General features: G+C 63.0%; 14 protein-coding genes. 9 read left to right on the top strand and 5 right to left on the bottom strand.

What is annotated here, in order from left to right; translation table 11 throughout:
- Positions 1-134 precede the first annotated feature (134 nt).
- Positions 135-1,817, top strand: coding sequence for a methyl-accepting chemotaxis protein (locus KCG87_RS13445; RefSeq protein ID WP_202369738.1), 1,683 nt, complete (start codon positions 135-137; stop codon positions 1,815-1,817).
- A 217-nt stretch (positions 1,818-2,034) separates the two neighbouring features.
- On the opposite strand, the gene KCG87_RS13440 is transcribed toward KCG87_RS13445, so the two are convergent.
- Entirely contained in the window at positions 2,035-2,970 is a 936-nt protein-coding gene (locus tag KCG87_RS13440; RefSeq protein ID WP_139055733.1) for a LysR family transcriptional regulator, read from the bottom strand.
- A 113-nt stretch (positions 2,971-3,083) separates the two neighbouring features.
- Here KCG87_RS13440 and KCG87_RS13435 point away from each other — a divergent pair, with 113 nt between their 5' ends.
- The 3 genes from KCG87_RS13435 to KCG87_RS13425 all read left to right on the top strand — a co-directional run bounded on the left by KCG87_RS13435 (position 3,084) and on the right by KCG87_RS13425 (position 5,162).
- Positions 3,084-3,569 carry a DMT family transporter gene (locus KCG87_RS13435; RefSeq protein ID WP_103369836.1) on the top strand — a complete coding sequence of 162 codons (486 nt, stop codon included), beginning with the start codon at positions 3,084-3,086 and terminating at the stop codon, positions 3,567-3,569.
- Between the two features lie 4 nt (positions 3,570-3,573).
- Entirely contained in the window at positions 3,574-4,029 is a 456-nt protein-coding gene (locus tag KCG87_RS13430) for a DMT family transporter (RefSeq protein WP_095138734.1), read from the top strand.
- A gap of 965 nt (positions 4,030-4,994) precedes the next feature.
- Positions 4,995-5,162 (top strand): metallothionein, encoded by a 168-nt coding sequence (locus tag KCG87_RS13425; RefSeq protein ID WP_081730276.1) that lies wholly within the window; start codon positions 4,995-4,997, stop codon positions 5,160-5,162.
- A gap of 22 nt (positions 5,163-5,184) precedes the next feature.
- Here KCG87_RS13425 and KCG87_RS13420 read toward each other — a convergent pair whose 3' ends face one another.
- Both KCG87_RS13420 and KCG87_RS13415 read right to left on the bottom strand, forming a co-directional pair.
- Positions 5,185-5,457: a hypothetical protein gene (locus tag KCG87_RS13420; RefSeq protein ID WP_098968039.1), complete on the bottom strand. Its 273-nt coding sequence runs from the start codon at positions 5,455-5,457 to the stop codon at positions 5,185-5,187.
- 40 nt (positions 5,458-5,497) lie between these two features.
- The gene (locus KCG87_RS13415; protein WP_027613849.1) at positions 5,498-5,725 is read right to left on the bottom strand and encodes a DUF6555 family protein; all 228 of its coding nucleotides are present in this window, start codon (positions 5,723-5,725) and stop codon (positions 5,498-5,500) included.
- 136 nt (positions 5,726-5,861) lie between these two features.
- Between KCG87_RS13415 and KCG87_RS13410 the strand changes: the two genes are divergently transcribed.
- The 3 genes from KCG87_RS13410 to KCG87_RS13400 all read left to right on the top strand — a co-directional run bounded on the left by KCG87_RS13410 (position 5,862) and on the right by KCG87_RS13400 (position 8,010).
- Positions 5,862-6,638, top strand: a complete 777-nt coding sequence (locus tag KCG87_RS13410) for a helix-turn-helix transcriptional regulator (RefSeq protein WP_103369744.1) — start codon at positions 5,862-5,864, stop codon at positions 6,636-6,638.
- Between the two features lie 212 nt (positions 6,639-6,850).
- Positions 6,851-7,024, top strand: a complete 174-nt coding sequence (locus tag KCG87_RS13405; protein WP_007969534.1) for a DUF1427 family protein — start codon at positions 6,851-6,853, stop codon at positions 7,022-7,024.
- A gap of 29 nt (positions 7,025-7,053) precedes the next feature.
- The gene (locus KCG87_RS13400; protein WP_139055735.1) at positions 7,054-8,010 is read left to right on the top strand and encodes a zinc-binding alcohol dehydrogenase family protein; all 957 of its coding nucleotides are present in this window, start codon (positions 7,054-7,056) and stop codon (positions 8,008-8,010) included.
- A 120-nt stretch (positions 8,011-8,130) separates the two neighbouring features.
- Here KCG87_RS13400 and KCG87_RS13395 read toward each other — a convergent pair whose 3' ends face one another.
- Together KCG87_RS13395 and KCG87_RS13390 are read right to left on the bottom strand one after the other, a co-directional pair.
- Complete coding sequence (locus KCG87_RS13395) at positions 8,131-9,153, bottom strand: purine nucleoside permease (protein ID WP_210557544.1); 1,023 nt, start codon at positions 9,151-9,153, stop codon at positions 8,131-8,133.
- Positions 9,154-9,168: 15 nt separating this feature from the next.
- Positions 9,169-10,128, bottom strand: a complete 960-nt coding sequence (locus KCG87_RS13390; protein ID WP_135295363.1) for a nucleoside-specific channel-forming protein Tsx — start codon at positions 10,126-10,128, stop codon at positions 9,169-9,171.
- A 430-nt stretch (positions 10,129-10,558) separates the two neighbouring features.
- On the opposite strand from KCG87_RS13390, the gene KCG87_RS13385 reads away from it, so the two are divergent.
- Positions 10,559-21,079, top strand: coding sequence for an autotransporter-associated beta strand repeat-containing protein (locus KCG87_RS13385; RefSeq protein WP_210557545.1), 10,521 nt, complete (start codon positions 10,559-10,561; stop codon positions 21,077-21,079).
- Positions 21,080-21,177: 98 nt separating this feature from the next.
- Positions 21,178-21,543, top strand: a complete 366-nt coding sequence (locus tag KCG87_RS13380) for a DUF4440 domain-containing protein (protein WP_210557547.1) — start codon at positions 21,178-21,180, stop codon at positions 21,541-21,543.
- Positions 21,544-21,614 lie beyond the last annotated feature (71 nt).

Here is a 21,614-nt window from a genome sequence, read left to right as displayed (position 1 = left end):
TGACTGACACGACGCCCTTCGCGAGCAAGCCCGCTCCCACAGGGGAATGCGGTGAATCCCCCGCTCAACTTTTGCTTTCGCGTGCCGTTAACGCCTTTAACCACGCCAATAAAACCAAAAGAGTGAGCCCCCCAATGCGCTTGAGTCTCAAGGCCAAAGTCCTGTCCCTTGCCGTCCTGCCGGTGCTGCTCTTTGCGCTGGTCATCAGCCTGACCACGCTATTCATCCTCCAGCAACAGGCGCACACCGAAGTCGAGCAGACCCGTGAGCGCCTGCTCGCCGACGCCAAGGCCACGTTGCAAAGTTACGTCGCCGTGGCCATGACCACGATCAAGCCGCTGTACGACGCTGCCGCCCCCGGCGACAACGCGGCGCGGGCGCAGGCGATCAAGCTGCTGTCGGGCATCCGCTACGGCAAGGACGGCTACTTCTTCGGCTACGACTCCGAGACCGTGCGCCTGTTCAAGGCCAACGATCCTGAAGGCGTGGGCAAAAGCTTCAAGGACAACCGCGACCCGAATGGCGTCTACGTCAACCTCGGCCTGGTGAAAGTGGCGAAGGACGGCACCCACTATTTGCAATACAGCTCGCCGCTGCCGGGCAATGCCAGCGTGCTGGTGCCGAAACTCGGCTACACCGAGTACCTGGCGAAGTGGGACATGGCGGTCGGTACCTCGGTCAACCTCGACGGCATTGAAGCGCAAGTGGCAGTGGTTGAGGCGCAAGTGCAGGAGCGCATGCAAGGCGTGATCCTCAGTATCGTCGGCGTGGCGGTGCTGGTGCTGTTGGTGATTGCCATCGCGGGGATGCTGTTGGCCAACACCATTCTGCGGCCGTTGAACCTGATGAAAGCCAACCTCGACGACATCGCGGCGGGCGAGGGCGATCTCACGCGCCGGTTGAACATCACCAGCCAGGACGAACTCGGCGAACTGGCCGGCTCGTTCAACCGCTTCGTCGACAAGATCCACGGTCTGGTGCGGCAGATCACCGAGATGACCACGCAACTGACCGGCCTGGTGACCCAGGTTTCCGATCAGGCTCAGCGTTCCGATCAGGCGATGGAGCGTCAGCGCCACGAGACCGATCAGGTCGCCACGGCGATCAACGAGATGTCCGCCGCTGCCCAGGAAGTCGCCAAGAGCGCGCAGAACGCTGCGGTCGCCGCGCAGCAGACCGACGAAGAAGGCCAGAGCGCCAAACGCGTGGTGGCCGGCAGCATCAAACAGATTCATGCGCTGGTGGATGACATTCGCAGCAGCGGCGTGTCGCTCGACAGCCTGCAGCAGGACGTGTCGTCGATTGTCGGCGTGCTTGGGGTGATCCGTTCGATTGCCGAGCAGACCAACCTCTTGGCGCTGAACGCGGCGATTGAAGCGGCACGCGCCGGGGAGGCCGGGCGCGGCTTTGCAGTGGTGGCGGACGAAGTGCGGGCACTGGCCAGCCGCACGCAGATCAGCACTCAGGAAATTCAGGGCATGATCGATCGCCTGCAGGCCGGCACGCAGTCGGCGGTCGAGGCGATGCGCCGTTCCAGTGAAGCGGGCGATGGCACTTCGGCGCAGGCCAATCAGGCCGGGGCGTCGCTGGATGCCATGGCTGACCTGATCGCGACGATCAACTCGATGAACGCGCAGATCGCCAGCGCAGCCGAGGAACAAACCGCGGTGGCCGAAGAGATCAACCGCAGCGTGCATCAGATCGCGGTGGCGGTGGACAGCGTGGCGGATGAGACCCAGTTGGGCGCGCAGACTTCGCGCAGCCTGGCCGAACTTGGCCAGCGATTGGGCAAGCTGGTGGGCCAGTTCCGCATCTGATAATTGTGTGAATCCTCAAGCGGGCCCTCAACCTAGCCCTCTCCCGGGGGGAGAGGGAACCGACCGCAGCGTCTCGCGTCATACATCGACCTGAAAAAACCAGTCGATTATGGATTCAAAGCCGATCGCTCATGTCAGCGTATCTCTTGACTATCCCCCGATCAGTCCCCTCTCCCTCTGGGAGAGGGCTAGGGTGAGGGGCTTTTGATTTTCAGCTTCAAGGTCTGTCCCAGTACGGCACTTCGCCGAAGCACTCAACAAAGAAATCAATCACCGTCCGCACCTTCACCGACAACCTTCGACTCCCCGGCCACAGCACTGCGATCTGCTGCGGCTCCAGGCTGTTCGACACCTGATACTCGCGCAACACCGGCACCAGCGTGCCTTCGCGCACCGCTTCACCAATCAACCAGGACGGAAACATCACCAGCCCCAAGCCTTGTTCGGCGGCCTGGGTGAGGGTGTCGGCGTGGTTGCCAGTGATCGGGCCTTTGACCGAGTAAGGCGTCCAGTCGTCCTGATCCTGACGGAAAAACCAGCGTTGCTGACCGGTCGCACCTTTGTAGGCCAGGCACTGGTGTTGCGCGAGTTCGTCGGGATGTTGCGGTGTGCCGTGGCGCTTCAGATAAGTCGGGCTGGCCGCGACCTGAAAGCGGTGCGGCGCGAGAATCCGCGCCTGCATGCTCGAGTCGTGCATCGGGCCGATGCGAAACAGCAGGTCGGCGCCTTCCTGCAACGGGTCGACGTAATGGTCAGTCTGCTGGATGTCCAGTTGCAGCTTTGGATAGCGCGCGCACAACTGACCGAGCCACGGCGTCAGATGCCGTTGGCCGAACACCACCGGCGCGTTGATCCGCACCAGCCCGGTGGGTTCGCTTTGCTGCTCCTGCAACGCCTGCTCGGCCTCTTCCAGTTGCACCAGCACCAGCCGCGCATGGTGGCCGAGCATGCGCCCGGCCTCGGTCGGCGTCACGGCGCGGGTGTGGCGGTAGAGCAATTGCTGGTTCAGCGCCTGCTCCATCAACTGGATCTGCCGTGAAATTGAAGAGGGCGCCACGCCCTCGCGCCGGGCGACTTCGGAAAAACTGCCGTGGTCGAGCACCGCCACAAACAGCCTCAGCGCCTTGAATCCTAGTTCGTTCAGCCCGTGCATGGATCGTCCTGCTGTGCGCATTGCGCAAAAGTGTTGTCCGGATGCTCCCATTTATCGCACAGCTACGCCAGCCGATAATCCGCGCCATCGTTTACTTGCTTGGGTTTTGGATGATGCAGACATTGGATGAAGTGAGTGTGCCGGCGCCGGCGACCCGGTCGTGGTTGCGCCTGTTGTTGCTGCCGCTGGTGATTCTGGCCGGCATGGGCCTGTCGGTGGAGGCCGGATTACTGGGGCCGCTGGGGGAGCAGGTCGGGCATCTGTGGGCGACCTTGAGCATCTTCGGCGTGGGTTCGGCGATTCTGTTTTTGCTGCTGTTGTTCGCCGGCCCGCAGAAAGGCCCGGCGCTGACCGATCTGCCGCGCTGGCAATTGATCGGCGGCTTTCTCGGGCCGATGTACGTGGTGGTGCTGACCCTGGCAACGCCGCATATCGGGATTGCGATGACGATGATCGCGATTTTGTCCGGGCAGGTCGGCAAGAGTGTGCTGATCGACCATTTCGGCTGGTTCGGCGCGACGCGCAAGAAGGTCAATGCCGAGCGCTGGCTGGCATTGGTGTTGATTGTGGTGGCACTGGTTCTGATTGCGCGGGGTTGAGAATATGAGTCTGGTTATTTTGTTGGCGGTGGTGGTGTTGGCTGGCGCGGTGTTGAGTGTGCAGGCGGCGATCAATGGGCGCCTTGGTGAAAGCGTCGGGGTGCTGCGCAGCAGTTTGCTGACGTTTTTCGTCGGGGCTGTGGTCACCGGGTTGTTGATCGTGTTTTTTGAACCGGCGCATGCGGTGAGTTTGCTCGATGTGCCGAAGTGGCAGGTCTGCGGTGCGCTGTTTGGCGTGGTTTACATGATGGTCATGGTTGGCGCGGTGCCTGTTGTGGGGACTGCGGTGGCGACTGTTGCGGTGATTGTTGGCCAACTTGGGATGGGGATGTTGATCGACAATTTTGGCTGGCTGGGGAATCCGGCGATCGAGCTTTCGTCTTCTCGGGTGTTGGCGATGGTGTGTCTGGGGTTGGCTTTGGTTTTTATGTATCGGAGCAGTGTTCGTCGTTCTGATTGAGATTGGGTGTATATCCGTTGCTGCGGTAACGGCGGCTTAGGGTTTCGCCCTTACGGCGACTCACTTTTTTTACAAACGCCTAAAAAAAGTAAGCAAAAAAACGCTTGCTCCTACGTTCGGCCCGCTCGCTGGGGCTCGGGGTCCCTTCGCTCCGGGCTTCATCCGGGCGCAGCGCCTACGGTTTGCTTCGCTGCACCTCCTCTCGCTGTGTTTGGCTGCGCCAAACGGTCGCTGCGCTCCCACCCCCGGATGAATCCCTCCACTCAGCCTTCCGACGTCGCCCGTGGATCAAGATCAAAAGCTGCAGCCGAGCTTGCGCTCATCCTGTTGAGTGGTGGAAAAGCATGCGGTCGGCTTGTGTTCTGTGTTGGATCTACCCCTCACCCCAGCCCTCTCCCGAGGGAGAGGGAGCCGATTTTTGAGCCTTTCAGAACCTGAGTTCGACTGGGTGTTTCACGTCGGCGCACCTCTCCCAAACACCGCGATCAGTTCCCTCTCCCTCCGGGAGAGGGCTAGGGTGAGGGGCTCTTGATCTGGCTTTTGATGTGGCTTTGGCTTTTGATCTTTTGCCCCTTCGGCAGGCCGAGCGAAGGTGTTCATCCGGGGGGTAGGCGCGCAGCGCCATGCGGCGGAGCCGCATACATCGAGAGGAGGTGCAGCGAAGCAAACCGGAGGCGATGCCCCCGGATGGACACCGTAGCGAGGGAACACTGAGCCTAAGCGAAGTGCCGTACGCCGGGGCAAAGCCTTTTGGGTTACCTTTTCGGCGTTTGGAAAAGGTGACTCGCTGTAAGAGCGAAACCGCCAGCGGCAGCACCCGAAAAAACGGATATACACCCAAAAACCAAGTATCCAAATCGCACCCAAGCAAAATCAAAAGATCGCAGCCTTCGTCAGCTCCTACACTGGTATTTACGGCTTATCCCAAAAGCCCAGACAACCACCAAAAAAAGGAGTCTGCCCCCATGCCCGATAGAAAATGCGACTGCCCCAACTGCAAATGCACGATCAAGGAAGGCGACCACGCCTACGCCGTGCACGGCAAACACTATTGCTGTGAAGCCTGCGCTCACCACCACAAGGGCGGTGAAGAGTGTTCAAGCAAAGGCTGCCATTGCGCCCACCCCAAATAACCGCGCGCAAAAAAAGTGGAGCCTAATCAGGCTCCACTTGCAGTTTCAGGCTTTCATCATCCAGCCGTTCGGTACGGCGCACCGTGCCTTGCAGTCGTCGCCCGTCAACCCTGACCACCACGGTTTTCGCCTGGTCGAGGTCTTCCGGTAACGGCGCCGGCACACGCAGGGCGAAGCTATACGGGTCGTCTTCGACAGCCTCAAGACCCACCCGACAGTCCACGCTTTTGGTGATACGTCCGAACAGGGTGTCCAGTCCGTAATCCAGATGCGCCGGGCTGAAGATGCTGGTCATTGTGTACGCCCCCAAAGAGTCCCCATCGCCTGACGAGAGTCTAGCTCGCCGGTCGCCATGTGACATTTTCCACGCCGAATTTCTCCGCCATCGGTTTGCTGGTCTTTTGCACTTTTTCCCGGCCGAAACGCGGGATGCGACCCACACCGGCGTCGCAGCTTGCCCAGTGCCACGCCTCGGCGTTGTCCATTCTGTCCGAGCGGATAATGAACGACTTAGGCGTGCCGTGAAGGGTGTAATCGATGACAAACAGTTTTGCGTTGTTCATAAAGCCCGTAATCCTCCCTGTGGTATTAGAAGGATCGCGGCGCGTCGGGAAAATTCACTCGGATTGTCCGACGGTATCTATCGTTGTCGACGCTGTGACCGACTGGTTACCATGCGCCTTCCGCCAACCCCAATGAATGCTCGCCATGGCCCTCGCCGCACCCCCCGATCTCACGGATACCGATGTGCCGGTGCAACCGCTGGCGCGTACCTATCCGCGTGGTTTGTTCATCGAGCCGCACGAGCATGTCTGGGGGCAGTTGCTGTATGCAATGAGCGGGGTGATGTGGGTTGAAACCCCGCATGAGGCACTGGTGGTGCCGCCGCAGCGCGCGGTGTGGTTGCCACCCGGGGTGCCGCATGGAATTCGCGTGGTCTCGGACTTGCAGATGCGCAATATCTACCTGCGCCCGGTGCTGGCGGCAACGCTGGATCCGACAGTGCAGGTGATTGAAGTCGGAGGGCTGTTGCGCGAGTTGATCGTCGGGCTGGTGGAGCAGGGCGATAGCGGTGAGCCGGCCTATTACGACGCGTTGGTCGGGCTGGCGTTGCTGGAGCTCAAGCGTGCCAGGCGCTCGCAATTAAAGATCCCGCTGCCGGACGATTCCGACCGGCGCCTGATGAATCTGTGCCAGGCGGTGATGGCGTCACCGTCGCTGGAGATCCCGTTCGAACAGCACGCGGAAAACGCCGGGGCGAGTGTGCGCACGCTGGCGCGGTTGTTCAAGGACAGCCTCGGCATGGGCTTCGCCGAATGGCGGCGGCAGGTGCAACTGGCGACGGCGGTGGCCGAGTTGATTCAGGGCGTGCCAGTGAGTGCGATTGCTCGGGAGCTGGGGTATTCGCCGAGCAGTTTCAGTGACATGTTCCGGCGCGAGCTGGGCGTGGCGCCTTCGCAATTTACGGCCACCTGAACGCAATCCCTGTGGGAGCGGGCTTGCTCGCGAAAGCGGTTTGTCTGTGAAGCATAAAGTGACTGACCCGCCGCCTTCGCGAGCAAGCCCGCTCCCACAGGGGACGGCAGTGAACGCGGGGAATTGGCCGAAATTCAGAAGTCCTTGGCCGACACCTCTGCCGATCCTTCCCTAGACTTTGCCCATTCCTTTCACGCGGCGGAGTTTCCTCCATGAATTACCTGATTTCGCTGGCCATCGGTCTCGGTGTCGGCCTGCTCTATGGCGCGCTGGATTTTCGTTCCCCGGCACCTCCGGCCATCGCGCTGGTGGGGCTGCTGGGCATGCTCGCGGGTGAGCAGCTGTGGCCGATGGGCCGGCAACTGGTCGCCGGTTGGCTGTCCTGAATTCCTTTTTCCCTTTGATGGATGTCCTCATGAAAGCACTGCAATTCGATAAAACCGGCGATCTGTCTTCCCTGCATTTCGTCGACGTACCGACCCCGCTGCCCGGCGCTGATGAAGTGCTGGTCGAGATCAAGGCGGCCGGTCTGAACCCCAGCGATGTGAAGAACGTGCTCGGGCGATTTCCGTACACCACGTTGCCACGGATTCCCGGGCGTGATTTTGCCGGTGTCGTGGTCGAAGGCCCGCAGGCGTTGCTCGGTCAGGAAGTCTGGGGCACCGGGCGTGAGCTGGGCTTTTTCGCCGATGGCTCGCACGCGCAGTTCGTCAAACTGCCAGCCAATGGCGTGGCGCACAAACCGTCGCACTTGAGTTTCGCCCAGGCGGCCAGCCTCGGCGTGCCGTACACCACGGCGTGGGATGCGCTGGAGCGTAGCTTGGTGACGGCTGAAACCCGTTTGCTGGTGATCGGTGGCGGCGCGGTGGCCACGGCGGCATTGGCGTTGGCCAAGGTGCGCGGTGCGCAGATACTGGCAGCGGCGCGGCGGCCGGAGCAGGTCAAGGAGTTGCAGGCGCAGGGCTTCCAGACGATTCAGCTGGATAAACCCGAAGACCTCGGCGCGCAGGTCAACGCGGTGTACAGCGGTGGCGCTGACGTGATCTTCGACACCACCGGCTTCTGGCTGCCGGCCTCGGTGGCGGCATTGGCCGCGTTCGGCCGCATCGCGATCATCGCCGCACCGGTCGACGGCCATGTGCAGTTGCCGGCGCTGGCGTTGTACCGCAAGGGCGGTTCGGTGGTCGGGATCAACTCGCTGCTGTACGGCGTGCAAGCCTGTGCGGCGATGCTCGAGCAGTTTGGGCGGTTCTTTGATGAGGATCTGTTGCCGTTGCCGCAGGGGTTGGTGCAGGTGCCATTGGCGGAGGGGGTGGACAGCTACGCGCAGGTGAATCAGGGCAGTGGCGACAAGATTATCCTTATTCCCTGACACCGCAAAACAACTGTGGGAGCGGGCTTGCTCGCGAAAGCGGTGTGTCAGCGAAGCAAGTATTGGCTGATACACCGCATTCGCGAGCAAGCCCGCTCCCACATTTTTACCGTGTTGTACTCAGGATTGCGGAACGCCGTTTTCCCACGCCGACCAGTGTTTCAGAATGTCCTGCACCAGCGGGTTGCCGGCGCGATAGAGGTTTTCCAGCGCCGGCACGAACCCGCCCTGATCGGCGTATTTCAGCAGATTATCCACTTCACTGCCGCCCGGTGCCGGCCGATCAAAGTCAGAGCCGGCACGCACCACGGCCAGACGCTGCACATCCACCAGACCTTCGCGACTGGCACGCAGCAGCGCTTCATAGGTGGAGTTGTCTTCCTGTTGTGTGGTGCAGTATTCACCCTTGTTATCGGTCAGCAGTTTGGTCCAGACCTCGGCGCGTTCGCTCAGGCGTGTACCGGAGAACCAGGTGTTGCCCGCCAGCGTGTCGCAGCGCGTGACCACGGGCGGCTGATTGGCCGGGGCCGAGGGGTATTTCCGGCGCCACGCCGCCGACTCCTTGCTCTCGCTCAGTTCGACCTTGTGGCTCAGGGCGAAGGCTTTGGCCTGCAGTGTCGGGTTGAGTTCGAAGACTTCGGTCTTGTAGTCCAGCGGCGGCTTTTCGTTCGGACCCTTGGTGTTGATACCGAGGTAACCGGTCGGCCAGCTCGCCGGCGCATCGCGCGAATCCAGTTCCCATTGGGTACCGAATTCCACCAGGTAATGCGCCCACGCGGCGGTGCCGATGGTCCCGTGCTTCGGGCTGATGCCGGCGATACCCGCGATCAGGAAGTAGCTTTTGCGCAGGTCGAATTTCGGCGACAGCGCCAGGGCCAGGGTCGAGGCGGCAGCGTTGGTCTGGCCCATGCCGGTGGTCAGCAGACACACCTGCTGGCTGTTGCAGCGAATGCTCGGGTACTCGGCGGACAGCCCCGGTACGCGGATTTCCTGTTTTAGGTCGAGGCGCTCGATCCAGTTCTGCGCCTCGGGGGCGAACATGGTGATCAGTACGACTTTCGGCTGGATCGGCGCTTCAGCCGCCCACGCCGTGGAAGAGAGCAGGGCCGCAGCGGCCAGGGTCAGACGCGTCATTGCTTGCATGAGAATCTCCTGATTTCAGAACTGGTAGCCGATGCCGGCGTAGTAACCCCAACCGTTGGAGCGCGCGCGGAAATTGCCGTCGCCGAAGTTCAACTCACTGCCGTCCTCCCAGTTGCCGCCGTTATGGAAGTAACGGCCGACCAGGGTGAAGCGCAGGTGGGTGAACGAATACAGCAACACGTTGGTCGCCACCGTGGCATTGGCGGTGCGTGCCGGGTTGTCCTTGTGAATGTCCGAGCCGAAATCGAAGTTGGTGAAACCGATGTAGGTCAGCGACGCGCCGTTGCTGAATTTGTCGATCGGCACGATGTACTTGAGCTGGGCGCGGTAACCGTCCCACGAATATTCATTGCTCGCACCGTAGTTTTCCCACTGGTAGCGCCCGTACAGGTTGGCCGACAGGTTGACCCGCGAATGGGTGTCGATGTCGGTGCCGAAGCCGCTGTACAGGGTGTTGGCGCGGTTTTCTTTACGGCTGCCGTGATCGTAGATCCAGTCGAACGCCACATACCATTCCTTGAACGGGCCGATGGCCAGGCTGCGGCCGGCGAGGTAGTCGATAGAGATGCGCGGCTCGTGTTCCATGAACACCGGTGAGCCGTGATCCCACACGCCTTTGTCGTGGCTGTTGCCGATGTTGAAGATCTTCGGAATGTCGACGTAGCCGTACAGCTCGAACGGACCCTTGCGCCCGAAGTACTCGTATTCCAGATAGATATCGTCGGCTGGTTGCGGCCCGAAACTGATGTCCTTGCTGCCGATCAGTGTCAGGTCCTGGTTGTACCAGTCCGACAGGTAAGCGCCTTTTTTCGGCGGGGCAGCTTCCGGGCTGAGGGCTTCGCCCTGAGCGGATTCGTCGGGCAGCGCCGGTTGCGCCAATGCGCTGTGGCTGAGAACTCCGGTAACGCCGGTCAGTAGCAGGGAAACAGCAAACGTGCGCGCAAACGGGGCGCGAAGACGGGAAGCAGCGTGCATTCAAAGTCCTTTTTTTGCGGATCGAGGCCCGGATTCTGCGGGTCTGTACGGTTTTGTTACGAAAAAGCCGTTATAGGCAGGTCGCAAACGTTTGCACAAGGCGTACCAGTTTTCCAGATGTCCCCATTTCTCCTTGTGGGAGAGGGCTTGCTCGCGAAGGCGTCGGGTCAGCTGACACATCCTTCACAGATACACCACAGGGTTAGTCAGGTGTCGCCAAACCCAGTGTTTACTGGCCGAAACCCGCGGTTTAGAAGGCCCTAGTATTAAAGTATTAACACCATTTAATCAGTGCCCCATCGCGGGGCGTCTACTAGCTTGTCAGCCAAGACGCGGTTTTGTGATGACCGTCGCAGTCTTGATTCGCGTGTGGAATAAGCACGTCTCCCACGCCTTCAAGGAAGAATTTGGCCACGACAAGGAGTAGCCCGTGGAAGCAAGGTTTGGTGTCGCCCTCGTTTCGCGTTTTTCCCCACTTTCCCTTGCTGTGCACCTGAGCGTTGCCGGACTGTTGTTCGGCGGCGTCAGCGAGCAGGCGCTCGCGACCTGCTCGGCGGCAGGTTCGACGATTACCTGTTCGGGCGTCCCGACGCTGCCGCTGTTTCTCAATGACTACAGCAGTGCCACCAGCGGCCTGACGGTCAACGTCACCAACGGAGCGCAGATGAACGCCACCCTGGGCGGCAAGGTGCTCAACCTGACCGGGGCCAACATCAACCTGAACAACTCCGGCACCCTCGACCCGGCCTTGCTGGGCCTGGTGTCGATCCTCAGTGGCGGTGCGTTCATCGGTACCGGCGCGACCAGCACGGTGAGCATCGTCAACAACGCCACCGGGCTGATTCGCGGCACCGGCATGTTGCTCGGGCTCAACCTGACCAGCATCGACGGGCTGGGGATTGCCGTGAACAACTCGGTGTCGGGCACCACGACCATCACCAACGACGGCACCATCACCTCCACCGGGCTGTCGGTCGGCGGCATCACCCTGGCCGATACCCCGGTGGTCGGGGTGTATGGCGGTTCGCAAGTCAACATGACCAACAGTGCCAGCGGCACCATCAATGGCCGGATTGCGTTCGAAACGTCAGTGGCGGGCAACACCTTCACCAACGCCGGCAACATCACCGGCGGTGTGTCGATGGGGGCGGGCAGCACCAACACCTTCTACGCGATCACCGGTTCCAGCGTTAACGTCGGCGACGGTGTGCAAGTCTCCGTCGGCCTCGGTGGCCTGATCGGCATCAACCTGACCTTCGCCCCGACCGGGACGATCGATGGCGGCGCGGCCGGCACCAACACGCTGATCCTGCAAAACCCGATCGGCCTTGGCGGCGGCACCACCGGGACGGGCACGGCGTCCAGCGCCACCTACGTCAACTTCAACAACCTGACCCTCAACAGCGGCACCTGGACCTTGCAGGGGCCGTTGGTCAGCGGTGCGACCACCCTCAATGGCGGTGTCGCGCAGTTTAACGACAACGCGGCGTTCGGCAGCGGCGTGCTGACGTCCAACGGCGGGATCCTCCAGGCCAGCAATGCCGGTTTGACGCTGGCCAACCAGATCAACCTGGGCGCCGGCGGCCTGACCCTGCAGGGCATCAACGGCACGACCCTCAACGGTGTGATTTCCGGCACAGGCGGCCTGACCAAGATCGGCAGCGGCCAGCTCAACCTCAACGGCATCAACACTTACACCGGCAACACCGTGCTCAATGGCGGTGTGGTGCTGGTGGGCAACAACCAGTCGTTCAGTACCGGTGGCATCACGGTTGGCGGCTCTTCGAGCATTTCAGCGACGGCACCGATTTCACTGGCTAACGCGATCACGCTCAACAGCACCCTCACCGCAACCGGCACCGGTGCGTTGACCTTGGGCGGGGTAATCAGCGGCGCCGCCAACCTGACCAAGACCGGCAGCGGCAGCCTGACCCTCAACGGCATCAACACCTACACCGGGATCACCAGTCTCAGTGCCGGGGCCTTGCGCGTCGGCAACAACAACGCACTGGGTACCGGTGTGCTCAACACCAGCAACGGCACCAGCCTCGACAGCACCGGCAACGTGACACTGGGCAACAACGTCGGCATCACCGGTGCGCTGAACGTGCTCGGCAGCAATGCGCTGACCCTGGGCGGCATCGTCTCCGGCACCGGTGCGATCACCAAGAGCGGCAGCGCCAGCCTGACCCTGACCGGCAACAACACCAACAGCGGCACCACCGCACTCAATGGCGGCAGCTTGCTCGTTGGCAGCAACACCGCCCTCGGCACGGGCGCATTGAACGCGGCGGCCGGCACCACGCTGGATGCGACCGCCGCCGTGACGTTAGCCAATGCCGTCGCGCTGGCAGGCGGGCTGACCATCGGTGGCACTCAGGCGCTTGGTTTGAGTGGTGTCATCAGCGGCGCCGGCAACCTGATCAAGGGCGGCACTGCGAACCTGACCCTCAGCGGCAACAACACGTTCTCCGGTGGCACCGCGCTGAATAATGGCACGCTGATCGTCGGCTCCAACACCGCGCTGGGCACCGGCGCACTGACCACGGCGGCGGGCACCACCCTCGACGCCAGCACCACCGTGGCGCTGAGCAACGCGGTCGCCCTCGGCGGCAACCTGAACATCGCCGGCAACGCCAATCTGACTCTCGGCGGCATAGTCAGCGGTAGTGGCGGGCTGACCAAGAACGGCGCGGCCAACCTGATTCTCAACGGCGCCAACACCTTCAGTGGCGGAACCACGCTGAATGCCGGCACCCTGACCGTTGGCAACGCCGCCGCATTGGGCAGCGGCGACCTGACCGTCGCGAACGCCGCGACCCTCGACAGCAACACCTCGGTCATCCTCAACAACAACGTCGCCCTCAACGGCAACCTGGCCATCGGCGGCAGCAACGGCATGATCCTCGGCGGCGTGCTAAGCGGCGCCAGCCAGTTGATCAAGAACGGCACGGCCAACCTGACCCTCAACGGCGCCAACACCTTCACCGGTGGCACCGCGCTCAACGCCGGCAGCCTGACCGTCGGCAACGGCGCGGCACTCGGCACCGGCACGTTGACCGTGGGCGGTGCGGGCGCAACGCTTAACAGCAGCGCCAACGTGACGCTGAACAACGCGATTGCCCTGAACGCCAACCTGACTGCCGGCGGTGCCAACCCGCTGACCCTCGGCGGCGTGATCAGCGGCAGCAGCAACCTGATCAAGACTGGCGCTTCGACCCTGACCCTCACCGGCGCCAATACCTACACCGGCTCTACGTCGCTGAACGCCGGGACACTGATCGTCGGCTCCAACACCGCGCTCGGCACCGGCGTGCTCAACGCTGGCAACAACACCACGCTGGACGCCAGCACCGCGACCAGCCTGGCGAACAACGTCAACCTCGGCGGCAACGTGACCATCGGCGGCAGCAATGCGCTGACGCTTGCAGGGGTGGTTTCCGGAGTTGGCGGCCTGACCAAAAGTGGCCCCGCTGATTTGATTCTCAACGGCGCCAACACCTACTTCGGCAACACCGCACTCAACGTCGGCAAGCTGATCGTCGGCAGCAATACCGCGCTGGGCAGCGGTGCGCTGAACGCGGCAGCCGGCACCACGCTGGACACCAACACTGCCGTCACGCTGGGCAATCAGGTCAACCTGGCCGGTGCGATGAACATCGGTGGCAGCGCAGACCTGACCCTCACCGGCACTGTCGCCGGAGCCGGCAGCCTGGTGAAAAACGGCGCGGCCAATCTGAACCTCAACGGCACCAACACCTACGCCGGCGGCACCACGCTGAACGCCGGTACGGTGACCGCCGGCAACAGTTCGGCGCTCGGCACCGGTGCGTTGACCGTTGGCGGCGCGGCAACGCTCGACAGCAGTTCGCCGCTGGTCAGCCTGGCCAACGCGGTCGTGCTCAATGCGGCGCTGAGCGTCGGCGGCACCCAGGACCTGACCCTCGGCGGCGTGATCAGCGGCGCCGGCCAACTGGTCAAGAACGGTAGCGCCAACCTGACCGTCAACGGCACCAACACCTTCAGCGGTGGCAGCACGCTCAACGCGGGTACGCTGACACTGGGCTCGGCCGCTGCGTTGGGCAGTGGCGGCCTGACCGTCGGTGGCGCTTCGACGCTGGACACCAGCACCGGCATGAGCGTCGGCAACAACATCACCCTCAACGCCGGCCTGACCCTGGCCGGCAGCAACACCCTGAACATCAGCGGCGTGATCGATGGCGCCGGCAGCCTGACCAAGGACGGCTTTGGCGATCTGACGCTCAGCGGCAACAACACCTTCACCGGTGCGCTGAACATCGCCTCCGGCAGCGTCACCACCGTGAGCAGCGGGGCGCTGGGCAACACCTCCGGCGCCAACATCAGCGCCGGTGCCAATCTCTATCTCAACAGCAGCGCCAGCCTCAACGGCTTGAGCGGCAGCGGCAGTGTGCAGATCGCCGGAGGCAATACCCTGACGGTGGGCGGCGTGAACAGCACCAGCACCTTCGACGGCGACCTCGGCGGCAGCGGTGCGCTGACCAAAGTCGGAACCGGGACGCTGAACCTCACCGGCAGCAACGGCCTTACCGGCAACACCAATGTCAACGGCGGTACGCTGAATCTCACCGGTTCGCTGGCCAGCACCCAGCTCAATATCAACAACGGCGCCACGCTCACAGGTACCGGTTCGGCGCTTGGCTTCATCACCATTAACAGCGGCGGTCATCTGGCGTTGTCCTCGGGCAACACCTTGTCCACCTCGTCGCTGATTCTCACTGCCAACAGCAATGTCGACGCGAGCCTCGCCACGCCATCGACCTCCTCGCTGATGAACATCGGCGGCAACCTGACCCTCGACGGTAACCTCAACGTCACCGATGCCGGCGGCTTTGGCGTCGGTGTCTATCGCTTGTTCAACTACATCGGCGCACTGACCGACAACGGCCTGACCGTGGCCGGTGTGCCGGTGGGTTATGGCCTCGGTGACATCCTTGTGCAGACCCTTGGCAATCAGGTGAACCTGGTGGTGTCGGCACCGAACACCAACCTGCGTTTCTGGGACGGCAGCCAGACCATCCCGAACGGTAATGTGGACGGCGGCACCGGTACATGGACTGCCGGCGGCACCAACTGGACCAATTCCAACGGCACGCTGAACCAGACCTGGGCCGGCGATTTTGCGGTGTTCCAGGGCACGGCCGGCACAGTGTCGGTCAACGGCACGCAACTGTTCACCGGGATGCAATTCCTCACCGATGGCTACAACGTGGTCAACGGCACGTCGGGTCTGCTGACCGCCGTCAATGGCACCGGCGGCACCACGGCGATGCGGGTCGATCCGGGCGTGACCGCCACGGTCGGCGTGGACATCAACGGCAGCGGCATCCTCAACAAACTCGATGCCGGCACCCTGGTACTCAACGGTGCCAACAGCTACACCGGCGGCACGCAACTGGACGGCGGCAAGATCATCGTCGGCAGCAACACCGCGCTGGGCAGCGGCACGCTGACCGCCAACGCTGGCACACAACTCGATAGCAACACAGCGGTCACTTTGGCGAACGCGGCAACGCTCAATGGCAATCTGACGGTGGTCGGCAGTAATGCGCTGACCCTCAACGGCGTGATCGGCGGGACTGGTGGCCTGATCAAAAATGGCGCGGCCAGCCTGACCCTCGGCGGCAACAACGCTTTCCTCGGGCCGGTGGCGCTGAATGCGGGCGGCTTGATTCTGGCGTCGAACAGCGCGCTGGGCTCGGCCACTCTGAACGCGGCGAGCGGCACCACACTGGATGCCAGCGGCGCCTTTACGGCGGGTAACGCGATCAATCTGGCGGGCAACCTTGATGTCGTCGGCAGCAACGATCTGACACTGAGCGGTGCGATCAATGGCGCCGGCAGCCTGACCAAGAATGGTGCGGCCAACCTGATCCTGAGCGGGGCTAACAATTTCCTCGGCGGCGTCACTCTCAACGCCGGCACATTGACCGTCGGCAGCAACGGCGCACTCGGCCTGGGCAACCTGACCGTGGCCGGTGCCTCGGCGCTGGACGGCAACACCTCGGTGTCGCTGGGCAACAACGTGGTGCTCAATGCCAATCTGACCAATACCGGCAGCAGCGACGTAGCGCTCAGCGGCGTGGTCAGCGGCACCGGCGGTCTGATCAAGAACGGCGCGTCGAACCTGACGCTCAACGGCATTAACACTTACAGCGGCGGCACCACACTGAACGCCGGCACCGTGACCCTTGGCACCTCGGCGGGCCTGGGCTCCGGCGCGGTAACCGTGGCGGGTGCGTCGACCCTCGACACCACCGCGCCGCTGGTGCTGGCCAACAACGTCAACGTCAATGCCAACCTGAGCGTGGCTGGCAACAACAACCTGACGCTCGGTGGCGTAATCGCCGGGGCGGGCACCCTGACCAAGAATGGTCTGGCCGACCTGACGCTGTCCGGCAACAACACCTTCAGCGGCACCTTTGATGTGCAGTCGGGCAGCCTCACGACACTGGGCAACTCGGCATTGGGCAGCAATGCCGGAGTCAATCTCGGCGCTGCGGCGACGCTGAACCTCGGCGGCTCCGGCAGTCTCGCCAGCCTGACCGGTAGCGGTACAGCGCTGATCGGCGGCGGCAACACCCTGAGCATCGGCGGCAACAACGCCAGCAGCATTTTTGACGGCGTGCTCACCGGCACCGGCGAGTTGAGCAAACTCGGCACTGGTACGCTGACCCTGACCGGCCTCAACAGCCTGACCGGCAACACCACGGTCAACGCCGGCACCTTGAACGTCAGTGGCGCGCTGGACAGCGCCAGCGTACTGGTCAACAGCGGCGGCACCCTGACCGGCGGCGGCTCGCTCGGCGGGGCGGTAACCGTGGCGGATGGCGGTCATCTGGCCGGCGCCACCGGCAGCACCTTGTCGGTCAACTCGCTGGTGTTCAACGCCAACTCCAATTTCGATGTCGGACTGGGCACGCCGGTCTCCGGTGGCGGCAACGCGCTGGTCAACGTCGGCGGCAACCTGACCCTCGACGGCAACCTCAATGTCAGCGACATCGGTGGTTTCGGCAGCGGTGTGTACCGGTTGATCAACTACACCGGCGGCCTGACCGACAACGGCATGCTGATCGGCACGGTGCCGGGCAGCGTCACTCCGGGCGATCTGACCCTGCAAACCGCGCTGGCCAACCAGATCAACCTGCTGGTTACCGCACCGGGCGTCACCGTGCAGTTCTGGGACGGCAATCAACTCGTCGCCAACGGTTCGGTGGATGGCGGCAGCGGTACCTGGGGCGCCGGCACCACCAACTGGACCGACGTCAACGGCACCACCAATCAGGCCTGGACCAACAACTTCGCGGTGTTCCAGGGCACGGCGGGCACGGTCACCGTGAACGGCGCACAAACCATCACCGGCATGCAGTTCGTCACCGATGGCTACAGCCTGCAGGACGGCACCGCGGGTTCGCTGAATCTGGTCAACGGTTCGTTGGGTAACGCCACGGTTCGAGTCGATCCGAACGCCACCGCGACCGTCGGCGTTGCGCTTAACGGCAGCGGCACCCTCGGCAAATACGACACCGGCACGCTGGTGCTCAACGCCGCCAACGGCTACACCGGCGGCACCGCGCTCAATGGCGGCAAGATCGTCGTTGGCAACAACGCAGCGCTCGGCAGCGGTGTGTTGACCGCTGCGGACGGCACCGCGCTGGACAGCAACGCGGCCGTCACGCTGGGCAACGATGTGGTGGTGAACGGTGGCCTGACTGTCGCTGGCAGTAACGCCTTGACCCTCGACGGTGTAGTCAGTGGGGCGGGCAGCCTGATCAAGTCTGGTGCTTCGAGCCTGACCCTCAACGGCAGCAACACCTACAGCGGTGGTACTCAGCTCGCTGGCGGTACGCTGGTGCTGGGCAACAACAGCGCTATCAGCAGCGGTGCACTGAGCGTGACCGGCAACGGCAGCCTCGACAGCACCTCGGCGCTGCAACTGGCCAACGCGATCAATCTGGGGTCGCAACTGACCCTGGCCGGCAACCAGAACACCACGCTGCTCGGCGCCATCACCGGCACCGGCAGCCTGGTGAAAAACGGCAGCGGTGACCTCGTGCTTAGCGGCGCCAACACCTACAGCGGCGGCACCACGCTGAACGGTGGCACGACCACCGGCGACACCAGCAGCCTGCAAGGCGCGATCGTCAACAACGCGGCGCTGACCTTCGCGCAGAACGCCGACGGCAGCTATACCGGCAACCTTACCGGCGCCGGCACGCTGAACAAAATCGGCACCGGCCAATTGCTCCTGACCGGCAATAACACCTTCACCGGCAACACCTCGGTGCAGGCCGGCAACCTGATCGTCAATGGCGTGCTCAACAGCGCCAACGTCAACGTTGCCAGCGGCGCGAAAGTCGGCGGCAGCGGGCAACTGGGCGGCAACGTGCAACTGGCCAATGGTGCGACGCTGAGCGGTGGCGGCAGTGCCACACCGTTGTCGGTCGGTTCGCTGGCGTTGTCCTCGGGCACCAACCTGGACTTCAGTCTCGGCTCGGCCACCAGCTCAACCACCGTGGTCAACGTCGGCGGCAACCTGACCCTCGACGGCACGCTGAATATCAGCAATGCCGGCGGATTCGGCACCGGGGTCTATCAACTGTTCCGCTACGGCGGCAGCCTGACCGACAACGGTCTGGTCTACGGCAGCCTGCCGGTGTCGGCGGCCAACCTGACGCTGCAAACCGCGATCGCCAATCAGGTCAACCTGCTGGTGCAGGGCACACCGGGTGAAGTGCAGTTCTGGAACGGCGGCACTACCAACCCTGATGGCAGCATCGGTGGCGGCAGTGGCGTGTGGGGCCCGGGCACCAACTGGACCGATCCGAGCGGCACGCAGGCGCTGGCTTCCAACGGTCAGTTCGCGGTGTTCGGCGGCCAGGCCGGTACGGTCACCGTACAGGGCAATCAGAACTTCACCGGTCTGCAGTTCCTCACCGGCGGCTACAACCTGGTGCCGGGCGCTGGCGGTACGCTGACGCCGGTCAACGGTGCCGACGGCAGCCTGGCGCCGGTGCGGGTCAATGCCGGAGCCAGTGCTGAAATCGACGTGCCGCTGATCGGCACCGGCGGTATCGAGAAACTCGATTCCGGCACCCTCGTGCTGACTGGCGCCAATACCTACAGCGGTGGCACCACCGTCAGTGGCGGTACGCTGATCGGTAACACCACGAGTCTGCAAGGCAACATCACCGACAACGCCACGCTGGTGTTCCAGCAAAACACCGATGGCCAGTTCAATGGTGTGCTCAACGGCACCGGCGCGCTGTTCAAACGCGGCGTGAGTCGCCTGTTGATGGTCGGCAATCAACCGTTCAGCGGTACGGTTTCCGTCGATCAAGGCCTGCTGCAAGTCGGCAGCCGTGCGGCCCGTGCTTCACTGGGCGGGCAAGTCACGGTCGCCAACGGCGCAGGCCTGAGCGGTAATGGCAGCGTCGGTTCGGTGGTCAACCACGGTGTGGTGGCTTCCGGTGGCGCTGACGGCACCTTGAGCGTGGCCGGCAACCTGACCAACAGCAGCGATGGTGTACTGGCGCTGACCGTCAGCTCGCCAACCGCGACACCGTTGGCGGTGGGTGGTACGGCGGCATTGGGCGGCGGTCTGGTGGTCAACAGCCTGGCGCCGTTCACCGGCAACACCACCTACTCGCTGATCACTGCGGGCGGTGGGGTGACCGGCACCTTCAGTGCCACCGATCTGCCCCAGTACGCGTTCCTTAGCAGCTCGCTGATCTACGGTGCCGATTCGGTGACCCTGGCCGTGAGCCGCAACGGCAACTCGTTCGCCGATGTCGCTGCCACGGGCAACCAGCGCGGCACCGCCACGGCACTGTCCAATAACGGAGCGGCCGGCGCGGCGTTGCAGAACCAGATCGTCAACCTCAGCGTCGCCGGTGCGCGCAATGCGTTCGACAGCCTGTCGGGTGAAATCCACGCCAGCACCGCCAGCGCCATGCTGGAGGACTCGCGCTTCATCCGCGAGGCGGTCAATGACCGCATGCGCCAGCCATCGTGCAGCGCCGCGGATGATCCACGCAAAACCCTGGCACCGAGCGACACGCAACTGAGCAGCAACGGCTGCCACGGGGAAATGGTCGGCTGGATCCGGGCTATCGGTGCCTGGGGCGACATGGGCGGCGACAGCAACACGGCGAAAGCCGATCGCAACCTCGGCGGTTTCATGCTCGGCACCGACAAGGCGCTGGATGACACCTGGCGTGCCGGGATGGCGGCCGGCTACACCCGCAGTAACCTCAATGCGCACGATCGCAACTCAGATGCCAAGGTCGACAGCTACCACTTGGCCGGTTATCTGAACTCGCAATTCGATGCATTGGCGGTGCGCCTCGGCGCGGCTTACAGCTGGCACAGCATCGAGACCAAACGCGATGTCAGCGTCGGTACTTACAACGATCGCCTGAAGGCCGATTACGACGCGCGCAGTGCACAGGTGTTCGGTGAAGTGGGTTACGCGATCAACGCGGCAGGCGTTGCCATCGAACCGTTCGCCGGGCTTGCCTACGTCAATTACAACAGCGACACCGGCAAGGAAAAAGGGGGAGTGGGGCGCCTGAAGGCCGACGCCGATCAGGACATCACCTACTCGACCCTCGGTGTGCGCATCGGCAAGTTGGTGACCCTGGCCAATGGCAGCCAACTGACACCGCGCGCGGCCATCGGCTGGCGGCATGCCTACGGCGACACCAAACCTGACGCCGACCTGACCTTCATCGACGGCGGCGCCTCGTTCAGCACCCAGGGCGTACCCATCGCCAAGGACAGCGCATTGCTCGAAGCCGGCATCGACTTCCAGGTCACCCCGACCGGCAAGCTGGGCATCGGCTACTCGGGCCAGGTGTCGAGCGACAACAACGACAGCGCGTTCAACATCAGCTTCAGTCAAAGCTTCTGAATCATGGTCGAAGTACTTTAGCCGCCCGAAAGGGCGGTTTTTTTTGCACAATCGAAAGTCTTTGTGGCGAGTGATTTATGCACTGAGGTGGGAACGAGATGGATCTGTCGAAGCATTTGTTACATCTGGAAAACCGCCTGCTGTCGCGCGCCGTGCGCGAGGATGCCGCTGAACTGGCGCGACTGATCGCGGACGACTTTGTCGAATTCGGCGCCAGCGGCGGCATCTGGAATAAATCCGATGTACTGGAAGCATTACCGCAGCAAGTGTTCGCACAATGTACCGTCAGTCAGTTCACGCTCAAGCAATTGTCGGAAGATTCGGCTCTGGTGACGTATCACTGCCATACCGTAGCTGGCGGCCAGCGGGTGCCGGCGGACAGTCTGCGCAGTTCGGTATGGCGGCGGCAGGGTGAGCAGTGGCAGTTGGTTTTTCATCAGGGCACCTTTTGTGCCCGGCCGTGAATCGTGGTGACCCGTCGATAGCTTTCGCGAGCAAGCCCGCTCCCACACTGGATCTTCAGTGAACACAGGAT

It is taken from the genome of Pseudomonas sp. MWU347, from assembly GCF_017947305.1.
Classification (GTDB): Bacteria; Pseudomonadota; Gammaproteobacteria; order Pseudomonadales; family Pseudomonadaceae; genus Aquipseudomonas; species Aquipseudomonas putida_A.
The sequence above is the reverse complement of the archived record's forward strand: the minus strand, read 5'-3'. Positions and strand labels throughout refer to the sequence as shown.

What these genes read in the sequence shown, in the direction of transcription:
- KCG87_RS13415 (WP_027613849.1), bottom strand. Translation starts at nt 5,725, where the DNA reads ATGAACAACGCAAAACTGTTTGTCATCGATTACACCCTTCACGGCACG.
- KCG87_RS13440 (WP_139055733.1), bottom strand. Translation starts at nt 2,970, where the DNA reads ATGCACGGGCTGAACGAACTAGGATTCAAGGCGCTGAGGCTGTTTGTG.
- KCG87_RS13390 (WP_135295363.1), bottom strand. Translation starts at nt 10,128, where the DNA reads ATGCACGCTGCTTCCCGTCTTCGCGCCCCGTTTGCGCGCACGTTTGCT.
- KCG87_RS13395 (WP_210557544.1), bottom strand. Translation starts at nt 9,153, where the DNA reads ATGCAAGCAATGACGCGTCTGACCCTGGCCGCTGCGGCCCTGCTCTCT.
- KCG87_RS13380 (WP_210557547.1), top strand. Translation starts at nt 21,178, where the DNA reads ATGGATCTGTCGAAGCATTTGTTACATCTGGAAAACCGCCTGCTGTCG.
- KCG87_RS13425 (WP_081730276.1), top strand. Translation starts at nt 4,995, where the DNA reads ATGCCCGATAGAAAATGCGACTGCCCCAACTGCAAATGCACGATCAAG.
- KCG87_RS13430 (WP_095138734.1), top strand. Translation starts at nt 3,574, where the DNA reads ATGAGTCTGGTTATTTTGTTGGCGGTGGTGGTGTTGGCTGGCGCGGTG.
- KCG87_RS13420 (WP_098968039.1), bottom strand. Translation starts at nt 5,457, where the DNA reads ATGACCAGCATCTTCAGCCCGGCGCATCTGGATTACGGACTGGACACC.
- KCG87_RS13435 (WP_103369836.1), top strand. Translation starts at nt 3,084, where the DNA reads ATGCAGACATTGGATGAAGTGAGTGTGCCGGCGCCGGCGACCCGGTCG.
- KCG87_RS13400 (WP_139055735.1), top strand. Translation starts at nt 7,054, where the DNA reads ATGAAAGCACTGCAATTCGATAAAACCGGCGATCTGTCTTCCCTGCAT.
- KCG87_RS13445 (WP_202369738.1), top strand. Translation starts at nt 135, where the DNA reads ATGCGCTTGAGTCTCAAGGCCAAAGTCCTGTCCCTTGCCGTCCTGCCG.
- KCG87_RS13405 (WP_007969534.1), top strand. Translation starts at nt 6,851, where the DNA reads ATGAATTACCTGATTTCGCTGGCCATCGGTCTCGGTGTCGGCCTGCTC.
- KCG87_RS13410 (WP_103369744.1), top strand. Translation starts at nt 5,862, where the DNA reads ATGCTCGCCATGGCCCTCGCCGCACCCCCCGATCTCACGGATACCGAT.